Source organism: Streptomyces sp. NPDC054872, assembly GCF_053610705.1.
Genome location: NZ_JBSGYY010000015.1, coordinates 97862 through 115845, shown reverse-complemented (window position 1 = coordinate 115845; position 17984 = coordinate 97862). Strand labels below are relative to the sequence as shown.

Here is a 17984-nt window from a genome sequence, read left to right as displayed (position 1 = left end):
GGGGCGGTCGTCACGGTGTACCGAGGGGACGACGGCTGGACGCGGACGTCCGCTCGCCGACGTCGAGGTCGGCGATCTGCGCCAGGGACAGCTCCAGTTCCTCGTGCAGGAACCGTACGACCGTCCAGTGCGGCAGCGCGGCCTCGTCGAAGGGCCCGAACGCGGCGGTGTAGAGAGGGATCCACCGCAGGGCCTCCTCGGCGGCCGTCTCGCGTCCCGGGGCCGCCTGATAGGCGTCGTACGAGACGCTGCGATGGTGGATGAAGTGGCCGCCGGGCAGCCGCTGTTCGCACAGCTGCCGGTACTCGCGCGTCTGCAGGATGAGGTAGTGCCAGATCTCGTCGATGTCCTGCTCGACGGGGAGGAAGAGGCCGCCGAGCCGTTCGGGATGGCGCGAGATCAGGTAGAGATGGCGCAGACACTCGCGGACCTGATGGGTGACGACGGCGGCGTCCGGGGCACCGGGCTTCGCGGCGAAGTGTGCCACCACCTCGTCGTGCAGAGCGCTGCCGAGCAACTCGCGTGCGGTGGGGGCTGCTTGGGCGCCTTCTTCGGAGGAGGAGGGGGAGGAGGGTGCGGCGGCAGGTGTGTGCATGGCGTTGTCCTGTCGGCGGTGGCGCTGCGGGCGGGCGTGGGGGAGCAGGAGAGTCAGGCGGGGTCGGGCGTGGCCAGCCAGGCGTACTTGCCCGAGCGGCCGATCGGTACGTGGGTGCGGTGCTCGACGTGACAGGAGCGGCCGGTCAAGGCACTGACGGAGGCCGCCAACTCGCTCTCCTCGCCGGGGGAGAGGGGCACGTCGTCGAACGTGGTGCACCACAGTCGGCACTGGTCCGCGCCGGTCAGCTGCAGTTGGTGCAGGAAGACGCGGGGGCAGACGGCTGCGATGCGGGTGTCCAGGTCGGCCTGGGCGACGGGGCCGCCGGGTGTGGCAAGGAGTTCCTTCTCGCGGCCGCAGAAGGAGACGATCTCCTTCGGGTCCGTGCTGCCGTCGCGGGTGCGGACGCAGTCGCCGGACCGGTAGCGGACGAGCGGCATGTAGGGGTTGCGGATGCTGGTGACGATGAGGCTGTGGATGCCGCTGCCCGGCTCCACCGGGATCAACTCCACGCTCATGTCGTGCAGATAGGGCTGGTAGTGGCCCTCGGCGTCGCTGTAGAAGAGGTAGCCGAGTTCCGTGCTGCCGAAGAGGTCGACCACGGGGCAGTCGAAGTGGGCGCGCAGCTGGGCGCGGACGTTCAACGGCGTGTACTCGTACGCATGGACGATGCCGGTCGGCCGCGGAAAGCCGTCCCACAGATCCCACTCGGTCACTTTGCGGACCAGATGCGCCAGGTGGTAGCCGGAGCAGTCCAGGAGATATGACCCTTCGGGGTGCGCGGCGCTGACCTCCCGGATCTCGGCGAGCATCCGCTCGACCTCCGGACGCTCCCAATCGGCCGGGTCGAGCTGTTGGTTGAGGTAGAGGGTGCGGTCGTCGAGCCAGCGTTCGCCCGGAGTCGCTCCCGGCTTGCGGGCGTTGACGCGCGCGACGTGTTCGGTGGCCAGGACGGTGGTCAGCGACACGCGCCGGGCGCCGGTGTGCCAGGAGGCGCCGAGGTCGGGGTGCTCACTCCACAGGCGGTAGTAGGAGCGGAGCAGGAAGTACGGCGGCCGGATGATCTGCATGCGGGCGTGGTTGGTCCCGGTGGAGAGCACGAACTCGGCCTCGCCCGTCTCCAGGGCCCGGGCCAGCTCGGGAGTCATCCAGTTGTCGGGGAAGCCCCGGGCGATGTCCGGCTTCTCCAGGACGGGGAAGTCACCGCGCTCGGCGGACGCGCGGTAGAGGGGAATGTCGCGTACGCGGTCCAGGACGTCGGCGCTCGGCAGGCGGTTCACGGCGGCTCCGGTGCAGGTGGGGGTGGGGGACCGAGGGCGGGACCGCCGCCGGGAAGGGTGCGGCGGCGGCCCCGCGGCCTCAGCGGCTCAGGGGATCAGCGGCTCAGGAGATGCAGCCGCTCTTACCGGTGGCGCTGATGCAGCCGCTCTTGGGCGCAGAGCTGATGCAGCCGTCCTTGGAGCCCTGCCCGGAGCCTGTCTGGGCGGAGTTGGCGGCGACCCACTTCTGCCACACGGACTCCTCGGTCATGCGCTTGATGAGCTGCTCCATGGTGGAACCTCCATAGCTGGTTGTTATGCAGCGATAGCTGCGGAATCAATGGGTTTACATGCTTTCGCCCCATCCCCTTGAACGTAAAGAGATGGTCAAGGAAGTGTCAATGGGGGCGGACTGGATGGCGTAACCGCACGCCCGAGCCCGGCTGTTGCGGGTTGTGGGCACGCCGACGGGCCCACCGGCCCGCACCGTCTGCCGCCGGGGCGGGCGGCAGACGGCGTTCAGGGGTGGGCGTCCGGCGTCAGCGCCGGTCGATGCCCGGCGTCAGAGCCGCGTGCGGGCCCGCGCCTCGGAGCTCTCGGTCCCGGAACCGGTCCCGGATTCAGCCCCGGCGGATGCCACCGGAGACGTCTTCATGCGGACCGCCTCCGTGTCGCTGTCGTTGTGCCGCATCGCCCAGTTCTCCAGCGTCGTGCGGCAGGCGTGGTCCAGATGCCGTACGGCCGTCAGGTCCAGCTCGATGGGCTGGTCCTTGGGCAGGGCCTCCAGTGTCTCCAGGATGCGGGGCAGCCGAAGGAACGTGGCGTTGCCGGTGAGGGTGACGACCAGCCGGCCGCCGGTCAACTCCCGTACGTCCAGGTGCACATGCGAGGTGTCCCAGGCGGACTTGACCACCGCGAGCACCAGTCCGAGCACCACGCCCTCGAACATGTTGGTCACCACGATGGCGATGGCCGTGGTGGCAAGCACCAGGGCTTCGCCCCGGTGGGCGCGGGCGAGCGGGACGATCTCCTTGACGGGGATCAGCTTGAAGCCCGCGTGGACCAGGACGCCGGCCAGCGCCGCCAGCGGGATGATGCCGAGCGCGGCAGGGAACAGCACGGCGAACAGCAGCAGCCACGCGCCGTGCAGGACGCGGGAGAGCGGCGTACGTGCGCCGGCCTCGACGTTGGCGGAGCTGCGGACGATGACGGCCGTCATCGGCAGCGCGCCGAGGACGCCGCAGGTGGCGTTGCCGATGCCCTGGGCGACGAGCTCCTTGTCGTACTGCGTGCGGGGCCCGTCATGCATGCGGTCGACCGCCGCGGCGCTGAACAGCGATTCGGCCGATGCGATGAGGGTGAACGCGAGGACCGTGCCGAGCACGGCCACGCTGCCGAGGGCCGCCAGATCGCCGAGCCCGGGCGGCTGAATGGCGTCGACCAGGCCGCGTACCGTCACGTTGGCGACGTCCAGGCGCAGTCCGGCGGCCACGGCTGTGGCCAGGGCGACGGCGGCCAGCGGGGCGGGCACCACGCGTACGGCGGCGGGCAGCTTCGGCCAGAGCATGAGCACGGCGATGGTGCCGATGCCCAGGGCCGCGGCGGTCAGTGAGGCGGTGTCACCGAGCACGTCGACGAGCAGTCCGGGCAGCCCGGCTATCTTGTCGATGCCGGAGCGCGGTTGTTCGGCCCCGGCCATGGTGTAGAGCTGGCCGAGGATCAGTACGAGTCCGATGCCCGCCAGCATGCCCTGCACGACGGACACCGAGATGGCACGGAACCACCGGCCGCAGCGCAGCAGGCCGAGGATGATCTGCAGGGCGCCGGTGAGGAGCACGATGGCGCCGAGCATGCCGAGCCCGAACTCCTGCACCGCCTCGAAGACGAGCACGGTCAGTCCGGCTGCGGGCCCGCTCACCTGCAGGGCGCTGCCGGGCAGGAAGCCGACGACCAGGCCGCCGACGATGCCGGTGACCAGGCCGAGTTCGGCGGGCACTCCGGAGGCGACGGCCACGCCGACGCACAGCGGCAGGGCGACGAGGAAGACGACGAGCGAGGCGAGGAAGTCCTTGCGGAGGACGCCCGGTTCACGCAGTGGGCTGAAGGGGGAGCGGAGGGAAGAGAGGAATGAGGACATGAGGGTGGGGGGTCCTGTCGTGGGAGCGGGCCGGTGGGTGGGGCGTGGCAGCTCTCACAGCGGACCGAACGCCGGCCGGTCGTCGAACGACAGGCCGTGGGCGGTGACGGTGCCTGTGTGCACCTCGTAGTACCAGGCGTGCAGGTTCAGTGAGCCGTCGTCGAGGCGCTCACTCACGCAGGGGTAGTCGCGCAGCCTCTGCACCTGGGCGAGCACGTGGGTCTGGACGGCTTCGGCGACGTCCGCGGCGGCCTGGGAGGCCTCGCCGAGGGAGCGCAGGGCGGCGTCGGGGGCGACGGAGTGGTTCAGCCAGTCGCGTACCGCCGGTACGGCCGACAGGTCTTCGCCCCGCACCAGGGCGCCTACCGCGCCGCAGTGCGAGTGCCCGCAGACGACGATGTCGCGGACTCCGAGCACGCAGACCGCGTACTCGATGGTCGCCGCCTCGCTCAGGGGGTGGGTTTTCCCGTCGGCGTCGTTGCCGGAGGGGTAGATCGGTACGACGTTGCCCGCCGTACGGAGTTCGAAGAGTTCGCCGGGGCGCGCGCCGGTGATCAGGGACGGTACGACGCGTGAGTCGGAGCACGTGACGAACAGGACTTCGGGCGACTGCCCGGCGCCGAGGGCCTGGAAGGCCGCGGCGTTCTGAGGGGCCGCGACGTGTGTCGCGGCGAAGGAACGGGCGTTGTCGATCAGGGACTTCATGCTGGCCTGCCTCCTGCGTCGCTGCGGCGGAGCCGGGACGCGGTGTGGTCGGGTCGATGGTGACAGTGAGGCGGCGCGGACCGTTGAAGAACAGCGGGCACCGCGTCGCCCCGGTAGCAGCCTGTACGGCGGCTGTGTCTCTCACTTTGCCATCGCATTAACCTCGGATGACAGAGCAAAATTCTGCCAAAGATTGAGTAATAAACGCCCCTGAGCTGCGAACTAGTCGAAATCTCAACCGTTGGTCAAGGGTTCACGTGGAGATCATGTGGAGCACTTGAGGCGGTTCCGTTCACGGTCCATTGCAGACGCGATGTGCGAGGCCCGTACATGAACACCCGCCCCCTGCCTACGTCATGACCCCGGCCCTGCCGCCACGCGTGCCACTCTGTTGCCATGTCCGTTCACGTGCGCCCAGCCGCGGTCTTCGAGGACGTTCGCGCCGTGGTGGGGCCCAAGTCGCCCGCCGCCAACGTGTGCTGGTGCCTGAGTTATCGCATTCCGTCCAAGCTCAACAACGCGCTGCGCGGGCCGGAGCGGGGGGAGTACGTCGCCGGGTTGTGCCGTGCGGAGCCCTCGCCGGGAGTGCTGGCCTACGACGGGGACGAGCCGGTGGGCTGGGCCGCCGTGGCGCCCCGCTCCGAGACGTCCTTCGCGCGCAATCGCAAGATCCCCCACGTCGACGATCTGCCGGTCTGGTCCCTGTGGTGCATTCGGGTGCGCCCAGGCCACCGGAAGCAGGGGATCTCGCACGCCCTCATCGCCGGCGCGGTCGACTTCGCCCGCGCCCACGGCGCGCCGGCGGTCGAGGCGTACCCGCTGGACAATGGTGACGCCAGGGTCGACCTGACGATGGCGTACGCGGGAATCCGCAAGAACTTCGAGCGCGCCGGGTTCACCCACGCCGCCGACACCACCTCCGTGCTGGCCGGCCACCCCCGCGTCCTGATGCGGCTCGACCTGCGCTGACGGGACATCACCGGCTGCGGCGGGGAGCGGGGAGGCATGGGGCGCCCCGCCGAACAGCCGTGCGTGACGCGGTCACCGCGTCATGTCGGTCACCCCGTCGTATCGGTCACCCCGTCGTCGTGTCGGTGTCCCCGTCGATGATGTGCACCGCGGCTTCCTCGGCGGATGCCGCCCCGCCATCGATGCCCATGTCCTCGCCGATCATGTCCTGCTCGGCGTCGTCCTCCGCGTCCACGCTCGCCCCGTCGTCCGGGGCGAACAGGCGCCCGGCGCGGGCGTCTCCCACCTGCGCGTCCTCGATCGGCTCGCCGTCGGTGCCGGTCGTGTCACCGATGCCGTCGTCCTCCTCGGCGGGATCGGGAACCTCGAGCGCGGGGTCGGGCCGCTCCTCGGAGAGACGCTCGGCCAGGCTCTCGCCCTCCTGCTGCTCCTGAGCGGTGGTACCGGTGTGGCCCACTCCGAGGGGCCGTTCGGGAGGCGACCAGCCCTCGTCGTACGGATCCGTCCCGCGATCGCTGAGCGTGTCCTCCGCATCGAGGATGCCCTCGTCCTCGCGGACCTCCTCCGCATCGGGCTGGTACACCTCGTCGCCCATGACCTCGTCGTTTCCCACGGTGCTCGTCCTCCTCCACGCGCGACTGTCGCTGGTGTCCTGCCGTGTATCCACCCTGATCCAGAACACACGTTCCGGCACACGGAGGAGTGGCGTGGAAAGCGTGGCGGGCGTGCCGGAGCGGCAGGTCAGCGCATTTCCGGTGGGCGCCACTCAAGGAGCAACAGCGTCGCGTCGTCGCGCAATTGGTTGTCCTGCCGGTCGAGGATGGAGTGGATGAGCTGACGCAGGGCCTCGGGCGCGGGTTCACCCGCGGCGGTCGCGCGGATGATGCTGTCCGTGAACCGGTCCAGGCCGAACTGGGAACCGCCCCCGGTGCGCAGCTCGGTGACGCCGTCGGTGTACATCAGCACCCGGTCACCCGGCTCGAGTGCCTGCTCGTGGACCTCCCACTCCACGCCGGCCAGCTGAGCGGGCGTCCCCATGGGCGGCTGTGACGGCCGCTCGAGCGCCCGGTCGAGCACGCGGTGGTCCCGGATCAGCAGGGGCGGCGGATGACCGCAGTTGCACCACCGCAGGATGCCGTGGGCCAGATCGACCTGAGCGAGGATCCCCGTGCAGAACTGCTCGGGCAGCCAGTCGGCCAGCGCGTGCTGGACGGTGTCGACGAGTTCGGGCAGTTCGACGCCCGCGCGCCGGGCGTTGCGGCAGCCGGCCATGGCCACGGCGGTCGTCAGGCCCGAGGCGAGGTTGTGGCCCATGGCGTCGAAAATCGCCACGTGCAGGGTCGACGGGGTCAGCGAGTGATCGAAGGCGTCGCCGCCGATCTCGTACGCGGGTTCGAGGACGGCCGTCGAGATCACACGGGAGTTGCCGATCGTCCTGGGCGGCAGGAAGGCCCGGAGCATCTCGGCGGGAAGCTGCATGGTCTCGGACCGGGTCCGGCGCGCGAAGCTGTCGCTCGACGCCCGCTTCGAGGTGATGGTCATGGCCAGGATGGACGCCAGCATGCGGCACCGGCGCAGCAGCGCGACATCGATGGCCGAGGCCGTGGCGCCGATCACGCCGAGGCGTTCCGCGCCGTCGATCAGCGGCAGCCACGCGACGATCCTGCCGTGGGCGAGTTCCTCGACACGCAGCGTGTGCGCCCGGTAGGCCGAACCGGCGACAGAGGTGTCCACACCGAGCGTGGGCGGCCCGTCGGCCAGCGGCACCAGATCCCGCTGCTGGAGGTCCACGAGATAGACGTCGATCCGGTCGAGCCCGACGGCGTCGGCGAAGCGCCGCGCCAAGGCAGGGAGCTCCATCGGCGCCGCCGCGTGCGCCGAGGCGAGCAACTGCTCGAACAGCTGCTCTCCGGGGCCGGGCTGCCGAGGGTCTGACTTCCCCGAGCCGGTGCTCCCGGGGCCGGGACTTCCGAGACCCGGGTTCCCGGGTTCGGGCTCCCTGGAATGGCTCGCCATGTGTGATCACCGCCTCACCAGCAGTCTCACATCGGCCCGCTGATCCCGCCCGGCCTCGGGCGTGCGGGGCACCCATCTCGCCTACACCCGCCGGATTCCCGGCCTTCCCGGGCCTTCCCCGGTGCCTCGAAGAGGCCGTCTCACCGGTCGACCCCGGTCCGCGGAGGCCGCCGCGCGCAGCGTAAGGTCGCGGACCGGCCGCATGCGGCCGATCTGAACCATTACCGCCACCCGAACAAGGAGCCGCTGGTCATGCCAGCCAATGACGCCGCTGAGGCGCCGATCTACGAAACCCTCGTCCAGGAGCACGGCGACGTCCTCGCGACAGCCCGCAAGGCCGCCGAGGAGACTCAGCAGAGAGCCGAGGCCGTGCTGGACTTCAGGGGGCCGATCACTGTCGTGCCCGACGCCCCGTCCGCCGAACCCGCGGCGTAGGCGTCACTCCGGTCACTCCGGGGCACGGAAGGTTGCGGCCCTCACATGCCCCGCCGTCCTTTGTGGGCGACGCTGGAAGCACACGTAAGCCGTCGTGGTCCCCGCCGGCCGGAGGTGCTGATGGATCCCGTCGAGGCGCTGGAACGGATCGCCTTCCTGCTGGAGCGCGGCCGTGCCCCGACCTACCGGGTACGGGCCTTTCGCACCGCGGCCGCCGTGGTGGGCGGTCTTGCCGAGGGCGAGGCCGCGCGACGCGTCGCGGACGGATCCCTCGAGTCGCTCAAGGGGATCGGACCCAAGACCGCCGGTGTGATCGGCGAGGCGCTGGGCGGCGACGTGCCGGGGTATCTGCAGCGGCTCGAAGGTGAGGCGGACGCCCCGCTCGCCGGGGGCGGCGCCGAGCTGCGGGCGCTCCTGCGCGGTGACTGTCACCTGCACTCCGACTGGTCCGACGGCGGCAGCCCGATCGAGGAGATGGGCCGTGCGGCCCAGGCGATCGGCCACGAGTGGGCCGTGCTCACCGACCACTCACCACGGCTGACCATCGCGCGCGGTCTTTCACCGGAGCGGTTGCGCGAGCAGTTGGCGGTGGTGGCGGACCTGAACAAGCGCTGGGCGCCCTTCCGGCTGCTCACGGGCATCGAGTGCGACATCCTGGACGACGGTTCGCTCGACCAGGAGCCGGAGCTGCTCGACCGGCTGGACGTCGTGGTCGTCTCCGTGCACTCCAAGCTGCGGATGGACGCCGCCGCGATGACACGGCGCATGGTCGCCGCCGTCAGCAACCCCCGGGCCGACGTGCTCGGTCACTGCACCGGCCGTCTCGTCACCGGGCGCGGCAGACCGGAGTCGCAGTTCGACGCGGACGAGGTGTTCGCAGCGTGCGCGGCCGCGGGCACCGCGGTCGAGATCAACAGCCGCCCCGAACGGCTCGACCCGCCGCGCAGGCTGCTGCGCCGGGCCGTGGACGCCGGAGTGCTGTTCTCGGTGGACACCGACGCGCACGCGCCGGGCCAGCTGGACTGGCAGGTGATCGGCTGCGAGCGGGCCGAGGAGTGCGGTGTGCCCGCCGAACGCGTGGTGACGACCTGGACGGCGGAGAAACTGCTGACCTGGACGAGGGAGAAGCGGGCGGCGGCCTGAGCGAGGCGCGACGTACCGAGGCGCGACGACCCCGGTGCCTTCGGCTCACAGACCGCCCGCCAGCAGCCGGTCCGGGGTGAGGGGCAGTTCGCGCAGCCGCAGACCCGTCGCGTGGTGCACCGCGTTGCCGATGGCGGCGGCCGTCCCGACGATGCCGATCTCCCCGATCCCCTTGCTGCCCATGGGGTTGAGGTGGGGGTCGTCCTCGTCGATCCAGTGCGCCTCGATGGCGGGCACGTCCGCGTTGGCCGGTACGTGGTAGGCGGCGAGGTCGGCCTCCGTGAAGTCGCCGAAGGCCGCGTCCATGGTGCTGCCCTCGGTCAGCGCCATGCCGAGGCCCATCGTCATCGCCCCGATGAACTGCGAGCGCGCGGTACGGGCGTTGAGGATGTGCCCGGCCGCGTACACCCCGAGGAGCCGGCGCACCCTGACCTCACCGGACACCGTGTCGACGCCGACCTCGGCGAAGTGGGCGCCGAAGGCGTGTCGGGCGTAGTCGCTGTCCGCGTCGGCGTTGCCCTCGGTGTCGGCGGTGGCGCCGACGCCCTCCGGGGGCAGCTGCTGGTCCCGCTGTCCGGCCAGGCGTGCGGCCAGACGCGTGCAGGCCTCGTGGACGGCCCAGCCCCAGGAGGCCGTCCCGGAGGAGCCGCCCGCCAGCGGCGCGTCGGGGAGGTCGCTGTTGCCGATGTCGGTGCGTACGGAGTCCAGCGGGACGCCGAGCACGTCGGCGGCGACCTGGGCGAGCACGGTACGGGCACCCGTGCCGATGTCGGTCGCGTTGACGCGGACCACGAAGCTGCCGTCGGGGTAGGCGTGCGCGCTCGCCCGGCTCGGTCCGACGACCACCGGGTAGGTGGCCGCGGCGACCCCGCTGCCGATGAGGACGGGGCCCTCCGTACGCGAGCGGGGGCGCGGGTCGCGCTCGGACCAGCCGAAGCGGCGGGCGCCCTCGCGCAGGCATTCGGCGAGGTGACGGCTGCTGAAGGGCTTGGCGGAGTCGGGCTCGGTGTCGGTGTCGTTGCGCAGGCGCAGTTCGACGGGGTCCATGCCGAGGGTCGCGGCGAGTTCGTCCATGGCCGACTCCAAGGCGTACATGCCGGGCGCCTCGCCGGGGGCGCGCATCCAGGAGGGGCTCGGCACGTCGAGGGGCACCACGCGGTGGGTGGTGCGGGCGTGCGGCGAGGGGTACATGACGCGCGTGGCGGCTGCTGCGGTCTCCACGAACTCCTTGATGCGGGAGGTGTGCGCGGTCACCTCGTGGATCACGGAGGTCAGCCTGCCGTCCCGCTCCGCGCCCAGCCGCACCCGATGCAGTGTCGGCGAGCGGTGGCCCACCACGGCCGCCAACTGGCGTCGCGGCAGAACGAGTTTGACGGGCCGTCCGGTCGCGCGGGCGGCCATGGAGGCCAGCACCACGTGCGGGCGCGGCGTGCCCTTGGAGCCGAAGCCGCCGCCGACGTGTTCGGAGGTGACCGTGATCTGTTCCTTGGGAAGCGCGAACAGGGCTGCCAGGACATCGCGGACGGTGGTGGCGCCCTGGCTGCTGTCGTGCACCGTCAGTCGCCCGTCGTGCCACTGCGCGGTGGCCGCGTGCGGCTCCATGGGGTGGTTGTGCAGGGGCGGCACCCGGTAGGTGACGTCGACGCGGGAGGGCGCTGAGCCGAAGGCACCCTCCGCGTCGCCGCGGACGTGCTCTCCCGATGTGCCGTCCTCGTCCTCGGGTACGTGGGCCTCGGGGTGGTCGGCCTTGAGGGTGACGTCGTGCGGTTCCTCGGTGTAGGTGACGCGGACGGCCGCGGCGCCTTCGCGCGCCGCCTCCAGGCTGTCGGCGACGACGAGCGCGACGTACCAGCCCCGGTGCGGCACGCGCGCGTCCTGCAGCACGCCGAGCGTGGCGTCGTCCGGCTTCTCCAGGCGAGGTGCGTTCAGATGGGTGAGGACCTCGACGACACCGGGCACCTCCCGGGCCGCCGTGTCGTCGACGGCACTGACCGAGCCGCGCGCCACCGTGGCGGGCACCGGCCAGGCGTAGGCGCACCCTTCGGGGGTGTGCTCGGCGGCGTAGAGGGCGGCCCCGGTCACCTTCTGGGGGCCCTCCCTGCGCTCGGCGGGCGCTCCGAGGGCGCTGACGGTGTCCGGCATGGGGATCTCCCTGGAAGCGGAGGGCAGACGGGGCTGGGTTCAGGCGACGGGGGGCGAGTCCGCCAGGTGCCGAAGGACGTCACACGCGAGATCGCGGGCCAGACGCACCTTGAACGCGTTGTCGTGCAGCGGCTCGGCCGCCGAGAGCTCGGCGTCCATGGCCGCCCGGAACGCCTGGTCGCTCGGCGCGCCGCCGCGCAGTTCCTCCTCGGCGCGCCGGGCGCGCCAGGGCCGGTGGGCCAGGCCGCCGAACGCGATGCGCGCCTGGCGTACGACGGAGTCCTCGACGTCCAGGACCACGGCCACCGAGGCGAGCGCGAAGGCGTACGAGGCGCGGTCGCGGGCCTTGCGGTAGGCCGAGGGCAGTCCCGCCGTCGCGGGCGGGAGCAGCACTCCGGTGATCAGCTCGCCGGGCGCGATCTCGGTGTCCTGTTCCGGACGGCCGCCGGGCAGGCGGTGGAACTCCGCGGCGGGCACGGTGCGTCGGCCCCGTACGCCGTGCAGTTCCACCTGGGCGTCGAGCGCGGCCAGCGCGACCGCCATGTCGGAGGGGTGCGTGGCGATGCACTGCGGCGAGTGGCCGAGGATCGCGTGGTCGCGATGGACTCCGTCGCGTGCGCCGCAGCCGGTGCCGGGCTCGCGCTTGTTGCACGGCTTTCCCAGGTCCTGGAAGTAGGGGCAGCGGGTGCGCTGGAGAAGGTTGCCGCCGGTCGTGGCGACGTTGCGCAGCTGGCCCGACGCTCCCGCGAGCAGGGCCTGGGCGAGCACCGGGTAGCGCTCACGCACCAGCGGGTGGGCGGCGAGATCGCTGTTGCGCACCGTTCCGCCGGCCCGGACGGACCCGTCGGGCAGCTCCTCCACCGCGTCCAGCGGCAGCCTGCTGACGTCGATCAGGGTCCCCGGGCGTTCGACGCCCAGTTTCATCAGGTCGACGAGGTTGGTGCCGCCGCCCAGATAACGGGAGCCCGGGCGGCCCGCGTGGGCGGCGGTCGCCTCTTCGACGCTGTAGGCGCGCACGTACCGGAAGGGCTTCACCGGGTCACGTCCTCGACGGCCTCGACGATGTGCGGATAGGCGCCGCAGCGGCACAGGTTGCCGCTGAGCCGCTCACGGATCTCGTCCCGGGTCAGCTCCATGGGGGCGCCGGTGTCCGCGCTCGGATCGGTCACGTGCGAGGCGTGGCCGGCAGCGGCCTCCGCCAGGGCGCCGACGGTCGAACAGATCTGGCCCGGCGTGCAGTAGCCGCACTGGAAGGCGTCGCGCTCCAGGAACGCGCGCTGTACGGGATGCAGCCCTTCGCCGTCGTCGGAGCGCAGCCCTTCGACGGTGGTGATGTCGCACCCCTCGTGGGCGACGGCGAGGAGCAGGCAGCTGTTGGCGCGCCTCCCGTCGACGAGGACGGTGCAGGCGCCGCACTGGCCGTGGTCGCAGCCCTTCTTGGCGCCGGTGAGACCCATCTGTTCGCGCAGGACGTCGAGCAGCGTCGCACGGTGGTCGACGGTGGGACGGCAGGGCGTGCCGTTCACCGTCAGGGGCACTTCCGACCGGTACACATCGGTCCCCATGGCGTTCTGCTCCCTCGTCGAAGCGTTTATCTGCGGTTGACCGCGTAACCAGCCTGGGTCAGGGGACACGTTCCGGCATGTCGTGCGCGTGCATCGGGCCGAGCGGGAGGGGTGACGACGACAGGACCGCCGCCCCGCAGGGGACGGCGGTCCTGTCACGCCATGGGCTTACGGCTTACGGTTCACGGCTTGCGGGCGAGGCCGCCGTGCTCGCCGATGGGCTCCGGGGTGGGGGAGTCGGGGGCCGGGCGCCAGAAGGGGACCGAGACCACACCCGGGTCCAGGAGTTCCAGGCCGTCGAAGAACGCCGTGATCTGGTCGACGGGGCGCAGGAAATAGGGGACGGCGCCGGTCTCGTTGTAGGCGTCCTGGGCCTGTTCGTAGGCGGTGTCGGTGCCTCGGGAGCCGTCGTTGATGGAGAGGTAGCTGCCGGAGGGCAGGCCGTCCACCAGGCGGGTGACGATGGCGCGCGCCTGGTCGTAGTCGGCGACATGGCCCAGGATGTTGCTGAGGATCAGCGCGGTGGGGCGGGAGAGGTCGAGCGTCTCGGCTGCCGCCGCCAGGATGCGGTCGGGGTCGGAGAGATCGGCGTCGACGTAGGCGGTCGCGCCCTCGGCCGTGGAGGTGAGCAGGGCGCGGGCGTGCGCCAGGACCATCGGGTCGTGGTCGACGTACACGATCCTGGACCGTGGATCGAGCCGCTGGGCCACCTCATGGGTGTTGTCCACGGTCGGCAGGCCGGTCCCGATGTCCAGGAACTGCCCGATGCCCGCCTCCGACACCAGATAGGTGATGTTGCGGCGCAGGAAGGCGCGGCTGCTGCGGGCCACGGTGACGATGCCGGGGAAGACGGAGCTGTAGGCGTCGCCCGCCTCCTCGTCGACGGGGTAGTTGTCCTTCCCGCCAAGCCAGTAGTTCCAGATCCGGGCCGAGTGCGGCACCGATGAGTCGATCTTCTGTTGCGCCGCAGGTCCGGGCGTCGTGGCGTGGTCGGTCATGGGTAGCGTCCGTCTTTCCACCGAGGCGTGAACTGTTCAACGCACAACCTACGTCCCAACCGTCCGGGCGCGTACACCAGTTCACGTTCTCGGCGCGTTCCTCGGCGCGTTCCTCGGCTCGTCCGCGGGAGGTCGTGTCGACGGTATGGCGGGACCTCGCGGCCTCCGCGAGTATGACCCCCTTCGCGCGGGCGCCCCGCCGGGCTCCGCGGAGCCTTGGCGGCCGGGAGGAAGGGCATCGCGATGGGATCACACGCGGCGGCGGGACGGCGCAGGCCGATCGTGCTCGTGGCGCTCGGCATCACCCTGCTCGCCGCCCTGCTGTCCATCCCCAGCGCGGGAGGGGCGCCGCGCTCGGCCGACGCCTGCGGCAGTGTCGGCACCGAGCTGCCGCGCGGCGACTGCGGGCCGTTCTGGCAGGTCGTCGCCGAGGACTTCAACGGTGACCGGGTGCCGCTCGGCGCGTTCAGCGACTGCGACCATCGCGCCGACACCTCGGCCGCGTACTGCGATGGACTCGAAGGTGCCTACCGCGACAACTGGTGGGCCTACCCGACCGGTTGGCGCGACACCTCCAACGACCGCGGCCGTGACGTCGTCGGTGTCTACCACCCGGAGGACACCGTGAGCGTGGGCCCTGCGGAGAACGGCGACGGCCGTATGCGCATCCGGATGTGGCGGCCCGCCGACGGAGGCCCGGTGCACTCCGCCGCCGTCGTACCGCGCGCCGTCATGCAGATGAAGTACGGCAAGTACAGCGCCCGCATCAAGGTGACCAAGCCGGCCCCCGGTTACAAGTCGGCCTGGCTGCACTACGGCGGAGGCTGCGAGATGGACCACCCCGAGGGCAACTGGTCCGGATCCCTCACCGCCTTCCATCATCCGTGCGGCGGCGGCGAACAGGGTTACTTCCGAGGCGCCGACGAGTGGACCGAATGGCACACGGTGTCGACCGAATGGACCCCGGGACATGTGCGCTTCTTCGTGGACGGACGCGAGACCGGACATGACACCCGGGGCGTCCCTGACCGGCCGCTGTCCTGGATCCTGCAGAACGAGAGCGCGCTGGAAGGCCCCGGGGCTGCGCCCGGCAGCAGCGCGCAGCTGGAGATCACCTGGGTCGCCGCTTACGCGTACGACTGGAAGTAGGCGCGCGGGGCACCCGAGTACCGCCGCGTGGCGCGGGCGACGGGCTCACGCGTGCGCGAACGGTGAGGTTTCAGCGGGAGCCGTTCGGCAAAGCGTACAAATATGGTGCAAATCGGCTACACGATGATGACCGAGCAGGCGGGCCCCCGTGCGCTCGTCGACGATCTCGTCGCGGCGGAGCAGGCCGGGTTCGACTTCTCCGTCACCTCGGACCACTACTTCCCCTGGCTCGACTCACAGGGGCACGCGCCCTACGCGTGGAGCGTGCTGGGCGCGGCGGCGCAGGCGACCTCGCGGATCCCGCTCATGACGTACGTGACCTGCCCGACGGTGCGTTATCACCCCGCCGTGGTGGCGCAGAAGGCCGCGACGATGCAGCTGCTCTCCGAAGGCCGCTTCCGGCTCGGCCTGGGCTCGGGGGAGAACCTCAACGAGCACGTCGTGGGCGCGGGCTGGCCATCGCCGCAGGTCCGCCTGGAGATGCTGGAGGAGGCGGTGGAGATTATCCGCGCGCTGTTCACCGGCGACAACGTCAATCACCAGGGCACCCACTTCGACGTGTCGAACGCCCGCCTGTGGGATGTCCCCGACGAGCTGCCGCCCATTGGAGTGGCGGTTTCCGGCGGACGGTCCTGCGCGCTGGCCGGGCGCCGGGCCGACCTGGTCATCGCCACCGAGCCGAAGGCCGACCTGATCGAATCCTTCGACCGGCACGGCGGCAGCGGCAAGCCCCGCGTCGGCCAGCTGCCCGTCTGCTACGACACCGACAAGGACGCGGCCATCGCCCGCGCGCACGACCAGTTCCGCTGGTCGGTCGGCGGCTGGCCCGTCAACTCCGAACTCCCCGGCCCTTCCGGCTTCGCGGGCGCCACCCAGTACGTCACCCGCGAGGACATGGCGCAGCAGATTCCCTGCGGCGACGACGTCGACACCTTCGTGGATGCCGTACGCCCCTTCGTCGAGGCGGGCTTCACCGAAGTCGCCCTCGTCCAGGTGGGTGGCGACCAGCAACGCCCGTTCATCGACTGGGCGGAGAAGAAGCTGCTGCCCGCGCTGCGCGACCTCTGAGCAGTTCGGGTGCCGCCACCGGTCACCGTCCCGTCCCGGACAGCGGCCGCCACCTCAAATACCTGCCCTCACATCGGGTACCCGTGATCACACATCAGACCCCGCGACCCCACTGGAGCACCACGTGAACGACACCCCCGACCCGGCAACCCCCACCGCGCAGTCCGACTCCCCGGACCTGGTGCAAGTGGTACTCGGCGAGTGCTCCGCGGCCGACGCGGACGCCGTCTTCGGGGTGCTGCGCGCCCACTTCCCCTCCGACCGCGGCGAGGACGCGCCCCACCGCACGGAACAGGCCCGCCCCGCCGTCTGGACCGGCGAGTTCCTCGCCGCCGACAGTCCGGGGCCGGTCCGCGGTGTGCTGCTCGCGGGGCCCGTCACCGCAGACCTGCAGGGCAGCCCGGTGGCGGTGGACCGGCTGCGGACCACGCTCGAATCGGCCTTCGTCGTCTCGCCGAAGGGCAACGTGTCGGGCGACCAGGAGGTGCAGGTCCAGCTGCGCCTGACGGGCGCCGAACACGGCGAGCCGCCGCTGCCGGGCCACTGAGCGGCAGCAGAGGCTCCGGCGGGGGCTACTCGCCCCCGCCGAACATGCTGACCAGGCCGTGCGGCGCGTCGTCGCCGAAGAGGAGCTCGTGGAGCTGGGCGCCGTCGGTGGCGGCGGCGGCGCTGCGGGGGAACATGGCCTGCTCGTACGAGGCGAGGGCGGCCTCGATGCCCTCCGGGTGCGTGGCGATGGCCTCGCCGAGTTCGGCGCCGTCGTACATGGCCAGGTTGGCGCCCTCGCCGTTCGGGGCCGCGAGGTGGGCGGCGTCACCGAGCAGGGTCACGCCCGGCACGCGCTCCCACCGGTGTTCGGCCGGCAGTGCGTTGAGGGTGCGCAGGACCGGCGCGGTCTCACCGTCGGTGATCAGCGCGGTGAGCTCGGGCGCCCAGCCGTCGAATTCCTGCGCGATCCGAGCGGTGGCCGACGCCGCATCGGAGAAGTCGATGCCGGCGAACCACTCCCGCGGCTCGGTGAGCGCCACGTAGGTGTGCAGCGTTCCACCGCTCTCCCGGTGAGCCTGGATCCCCTTGCCCGGCGCGAGCGCGAACAGCGACCCGCCGCCCACCGCTTTCGCGGCGGCCGGGTGCCGGGCGTCGGCGTCGAAGAGATGGGTCTCGACGAACGATCTGCCGATGTACTCGGGCGTGGCGTCGGAGAGCAGCGGCCGCACCCGCGACCAGGCGCCGTCCGCGCCGATCAGCAGACCCGTGACGGCGGTGGTGCCGTCGGCGAAGGCCACTTCATGACGGCCGTCGCCGAGAGAGCGGACGCCGCTGACCTTGTGCCCCCACCGGACGGTGCCGGTCGGCAGGGAGTCGAGCAGCATCTGGCGGAGCGCCCCGCGCTGTACCTCCGGGCGTCCGCGTGCGCTGTCGTCGTCGTACAGAACGGTGCCGTCCGTGGCCAGGACCCGTGTCGCCTCACGGCCCTCCAGGATGAGGCCACGGAACTCGTCCATGAGGCCCGCCGCCTGGAGGGCCGGTTGGCCGGTGTCGTCGTGGATGTCGAGCATGCCGCCCTGGGATCGGGCCGTGGGTGAGACCTCCGCCTCGTAGACCGTGGCCGGGATGCCGTGGACGTGCAGGACGCGGGCGAGGGTCAGTCCGCCCAGGCCGGCGCCGATGATCGCGATATCGGCGATGCCAGTGATGTCAGTGGTGTGCAAGTTCATGGGGGCTCCTCAGGGTCATGCGCCTCCCGGGTGGGCCCGACGGGGCACCTCTGGAATGACGTTCCACGAACACACTGGAACCTCG

Annotated in this window: 18 protein-coding genes; 6 read left to right on the top strand and 12 right to left on the bottom strand. The window is 71.5% G+C overall.

Features of this window, described 5'->3' with window-relative positions:
• Positions 1 to 10: 10 nt before the first annotated feature.
• From ACWGIH_RS20420 to ACWGIH_RS20400, 5 genes are all read right to left on the bottom strand, one after another.
• Positions 11 to 595 carry a hypothetical protein gene (locus ACWGIH_RS20420; protein ID WP_453445652.1) on the bottom strand — a complete coding sequence of 195 codons (585 nt, stop codon included), beginning with the start codon at positions 593 to 595 and terminating at the stop codon, positions 11 to 13.
• 53 nt (positions 596 to 648) lie between these two features.
• Positions 649 to 1875, bottom strand: coding sequence for a hypothetical protein (locus ACWGIH_RS20415; RefSeq protein WP_453445651.1), 1227 nt, complete (start codon positions 1873 to 1875; stop codon positions 649 to 651).
• 103 nt (positions 1876 to 1978) lie between these two features.
• Entirely contained in the window at positions 1979 to 2146 is a 168-nt protein-coding gene (locus ACWGIH_RS20410; protein ID WP_453445650.1) for a hypothetical protein, read from the bottom strand.
• A gap of 270 nt (positions 2147 to 2416) precedes the next feature.
• Complete coding sequence (locus tag ACWGIH_RS20405; RefSeq protein WP_453445649.1) at positions 2417 to 3991, bottom strand: SulP family inorganic anion transporter; 1575 nt, start codon at positions 3989 to 3991, stop codon at positions 2417 to 2419.
• Positions 3992 to 4045: 54 nt separating this feature from the next.
• Positions 4046 to 4696, bottom strand: coding sequence for a carbonic anhydrase (locus tag ACWGIH_RS20400; RefSeq protein ID WP_453445648.1), 651 nt, complete (start codon positions 4694 to 4696; stop codon positions 4046 to 4048).
• Between the two features lie 396 nt (positions 4697 to 5092).
• Between ACWGIH_RS20400 and ACWGIH_RS20395 the strand changes: the two genes are divergently transcribed.
• On the top strand, positions 5093 to 5665 hold the full coding sequence (locus ACWGIH_RS20395) for a GNAT family N-acetyltransferase (RefSeq protein ID WP_453445647.1): 573 nt from the start codon (positions 5093 to 5095) through the stop codon (positions 5663 to 5665).
• Between the two features lie 106 nt (positions 5666 to 5771).
• Here ACWGIH_RS20395 and ACWGIH_RS20390 read toward each other — a convergent pair whose 3' ends face one another.
• Together ACWGIH_RS20390 and ACWGIH_RS20385 are read right to left on the bottom strand one after the other, a co-directional pair.
• The gene (locus ACWGIH_RS20390; RefSeq protein ID WP_453445720.1) at positions 5772 to 6260 is read right to left on the bottom strand and encodes a DUF5709 domain-containing protein; all 489 of its coding nucleotides are present in this window, start codon (positions 6258 to 6260) and stop codon (positions 5772 to 5774) included.
• 146 nt (positions 6261 to 6406) lie between these two features.
• On the bottom strand, positions 6407 to 7681 hold the full coding sequence (locus ACWGIH_RS20385) for a PP2C family protein-serine/threonine phosphatase (protein WP_453445646.1): 1275 nt from the start codon (positions 7679 to 7681) through the stop codon (positions 6407 to 6409).
• 252 nt (positions 7682 to 7933) lie between these two features.
• Between ACWGIH_RS20385 and ACWGIH_RS20380 the strand changes: the two genes are divergently transcribed.
• Together ACWGIH_RS20380 and ACWGIH_RS20375 are read left to right on the top strand one after the other, a co-directional pair.
• A complete protein-coding gene (locus tag ACWGIH_RS20380) occupies positions 7934 to 8116 on the top strand; it encodes a hypothetical protein (protein WP_451207833.1) in 183 nt (60 codons plus the stop codon).
• 120 nt (positions 8117 to 8236) lie between these two features.
• Positions 8237 to 9259 (top strand): PHP domain-containing protein, encoded by a 1023-nt coding sequence (locus ACWGIH_RS20375; protein ID WP_453445645.1) that lies wholly within the window; start codon positions 8237 to 8239, stop codon positions 9257 to 9259.
• A 45-nt stretch (positions 9260 to 9304) separates the two neighbouring features.
• Here ACWGIH_RS20375 and ACWGIH_RS20370 read toward each other — a convergent pair whose 3' ends face one another.
• The 4 genes from ACWGIH_RS20370 to ACWGIH_RS20355 form a co-directional block, all read right to left on the bottom strand.
• Entirely contained in the window at positions 9305 to 11401 is a 2097-nt protein-coding gene (locus ACWGIH_RS20370; protein WP_453445644.1) for a xanthine dehydrogenase family protein molybdopterin-binding subunit, read from the bottom strand.
• A gap of 39 nt (positions 11402 to 11440) precedes the next feature.
• Complete coding sequence (locus tag ACWGIH_RS20365) at positions 11441 to 12436, bottom strand: FAD binding domain-containing protein (RefSeq protein ID WP_453445643.1); 996 nt, start codon at positions 12434 to 12436, stop codon at positions 11441 to 11443.
• On the bottom strand, positions 12433 to 12966 hold the full coding sequence (locus ACWGIH_RS20360) for a 2Fe-2S iron-sulfur cluster-binding protein (protein WP_453445642.1): 534 nt from the start codon (positions 12964 to 12966) through the stop codon (positions 12433 to 12435). Before ACWGIH_RS20360 ends, ACWGIH_RS20365 begins: the two co-directional genes overlap by 4 nt.
• Before the next feature lie 182 nt (positions 12967 to 13148).
• Positions 13149 to 13964, bottom strand: coding sequence for an SAM-dependent methyltransferase (locus tag ACWGIH_RS20355; RefSeq protein ID WP_453445640.1), 816 nt, complete (start codon positions 13962 to 13964; stop codon positions 13149 to 13151).
• 243 nt (positions 13965 to 14207) lie between these two features.
• Between ACWGIH_RS20355 and ACWGIH_RS20350 the strand changes: the two genes are divergently transcribed.
• From ACWGIH_RS20350 to ACWGIH_RS20340, 3 genes are all read left to right on the top strand, one after another.
• Positions 14208 to 15113, top strand: coding sequence for a glycoside hydrolase family 16 protein (locus ACWGIH_RS20350; RefSeq protein WP_453445638.1), 906 nt, complete (start codon positions 14208 to 14210; stop codon positions 15111 to 15113).
• Positions 15114 to 15215: 102 nt separating this feature from the next.
• The gene (locus ACWGIH_RS20345; protein ID WP_453445636.1) at positions 15216 to 16181 is read left to right on the top strand and encodes an LLM class F420-dependent oxidoreductase; all 966 of its coding nucleotides are present in this window, start codon (positions 15216 to 15218) and stop codon (positions 16179 to 16181) included.
• Between the two features lie 124 nt (positions 16182 to 16305).
• Positions 16306 to 16728, top strand: a complete 423-nt coding sequence (locus ACWGIH_RS20340; protein ID WP_453445635.1) for a hypothetical protein — start codon at positions 16306 to 16308, stop codon at positions 16726 to 16728.
• A 25-nt stretch (positions 16729 to 16753) separates the two neighbouring features.
• On the opposite strand, the gene ACWGIH_RS20335 is transcribed toward ACWGIH_RS20340, so the two are convergent.
• Entirely contained in the window at positions 16754 to 17899 is a 1146-nt protein-coding gene (locus ACWGIH_RS20335) for an FAD-dependent oxidoreductase (protein ID WP_453445634.1), read from the bottom strand.
• Positions 17900 to 17984 lie beyond the last annotated feature (85 nt).

Coding starts and splice junctions, on each gene's coding strand:
- ACWGIH_RS20420 (WP_453445652.1), bottom strand. CDS start 595: ATGCACACACCTGCCGCCGCACCCTCCTCCCCCTCCTCCTCCGAAGAA.
- ACWGIH_RS20410 (WP_453445650.1), bottom strand. CDS start 2,146: ATGGAGCAGCTCATCAAGCGCATGACCGAGGAGTCCGTGTGGCAGAAG.
- ACWGIH_RS20405 (WP_453445649.1), bottom strand. CDS start 3,991: ATGTCCTCATTCCTCTCTTCCCTCCGCTCCCCCTTCAGCCCACTGCGT.
- ACWGIH_RS20400 (WP_453445648.1), bottom strand. CDS start 4,696: ATGAAGTCCCTGATCGACAACGCCCGTTCCTTCGCCGCGACACACGTC.
- ACWGIH_RS20395 (WP_453445647.1), top strand. CDS start 5,093: ATGTCCGTTCACGTGCGCCCAGCCGCGGTCTTCGAGGACGTTCGCGCC.
- ACWGIH_RS20390 (WP_453445720.1), bottom strand. CDS start 6,260: ATGGGCGACGAGGTGTACCAGCCCGATGCGGAGGAGGTCCGCGAGGAC.
- ACWGIH_RS20385 (WP_453445646.1), bottom strand. CDS start 7,681: ATGGCGAGCCATTCCAGGGAGCCCGAACCCGGGAACCCGGGTCTCGGA.
- ACWGIH_RS20380 (WP_451207833.1), top strand. CDS start 7,934: ATGCCAGCCAATGACGCCGCTGAGGCGCCGATCTACGAAACCCTCGTC.
- ACWGIH_RS20375 (WP_453445645.1), top strand. CDS start 8,237: ATGGATCCCGTCGAGGCGCTGGAACGGATCGCCTTCCTGCTGGAGCGC.
- ACWGIH_RS20370 (WP_453445644.1), bottom strand. CDS start 11,401: ATGCCGGACACCGTCAGCGCCCTCGGAGCGCCCGCCGAGCGCAGGGAG.
- ACWGIH_RS20360 (WP_453445642.1), bottom strand. CDS start 12,966: ATGGGGACCGATGTGTACCGGTCGGAAGTGCCCCTGACGGTGAACGGC.
- ACWGIH_RS20355 (WP_453445640.1), bottom strand. CDS start 13,964: ATGACCGACCACGCCACGACGCCCGGACCTGCGGCGCAACAGAAGATC.
- ACWGIH_RS20350 (WP_453445638.1), top strand. CDS start 14,208: ATGGGATCACACGCGGCGGCGGGACGGCGCAGGCCGATCGTGCTCGTG.
- ACWGIH_RS20345 (WP_453445636.1), top strand. CDS start 15,216: ATGGTGCAAATCGGCTACACGATGATGACCGAGCAGGCGGGCCCCCGT.
- ACWGIH_RS20335 (WP_453445634.1), bottom strand. CDS start 17,899: ATGAACTTGCACACCACTGACATCACTGGCATCGCCGATATCGCGATC.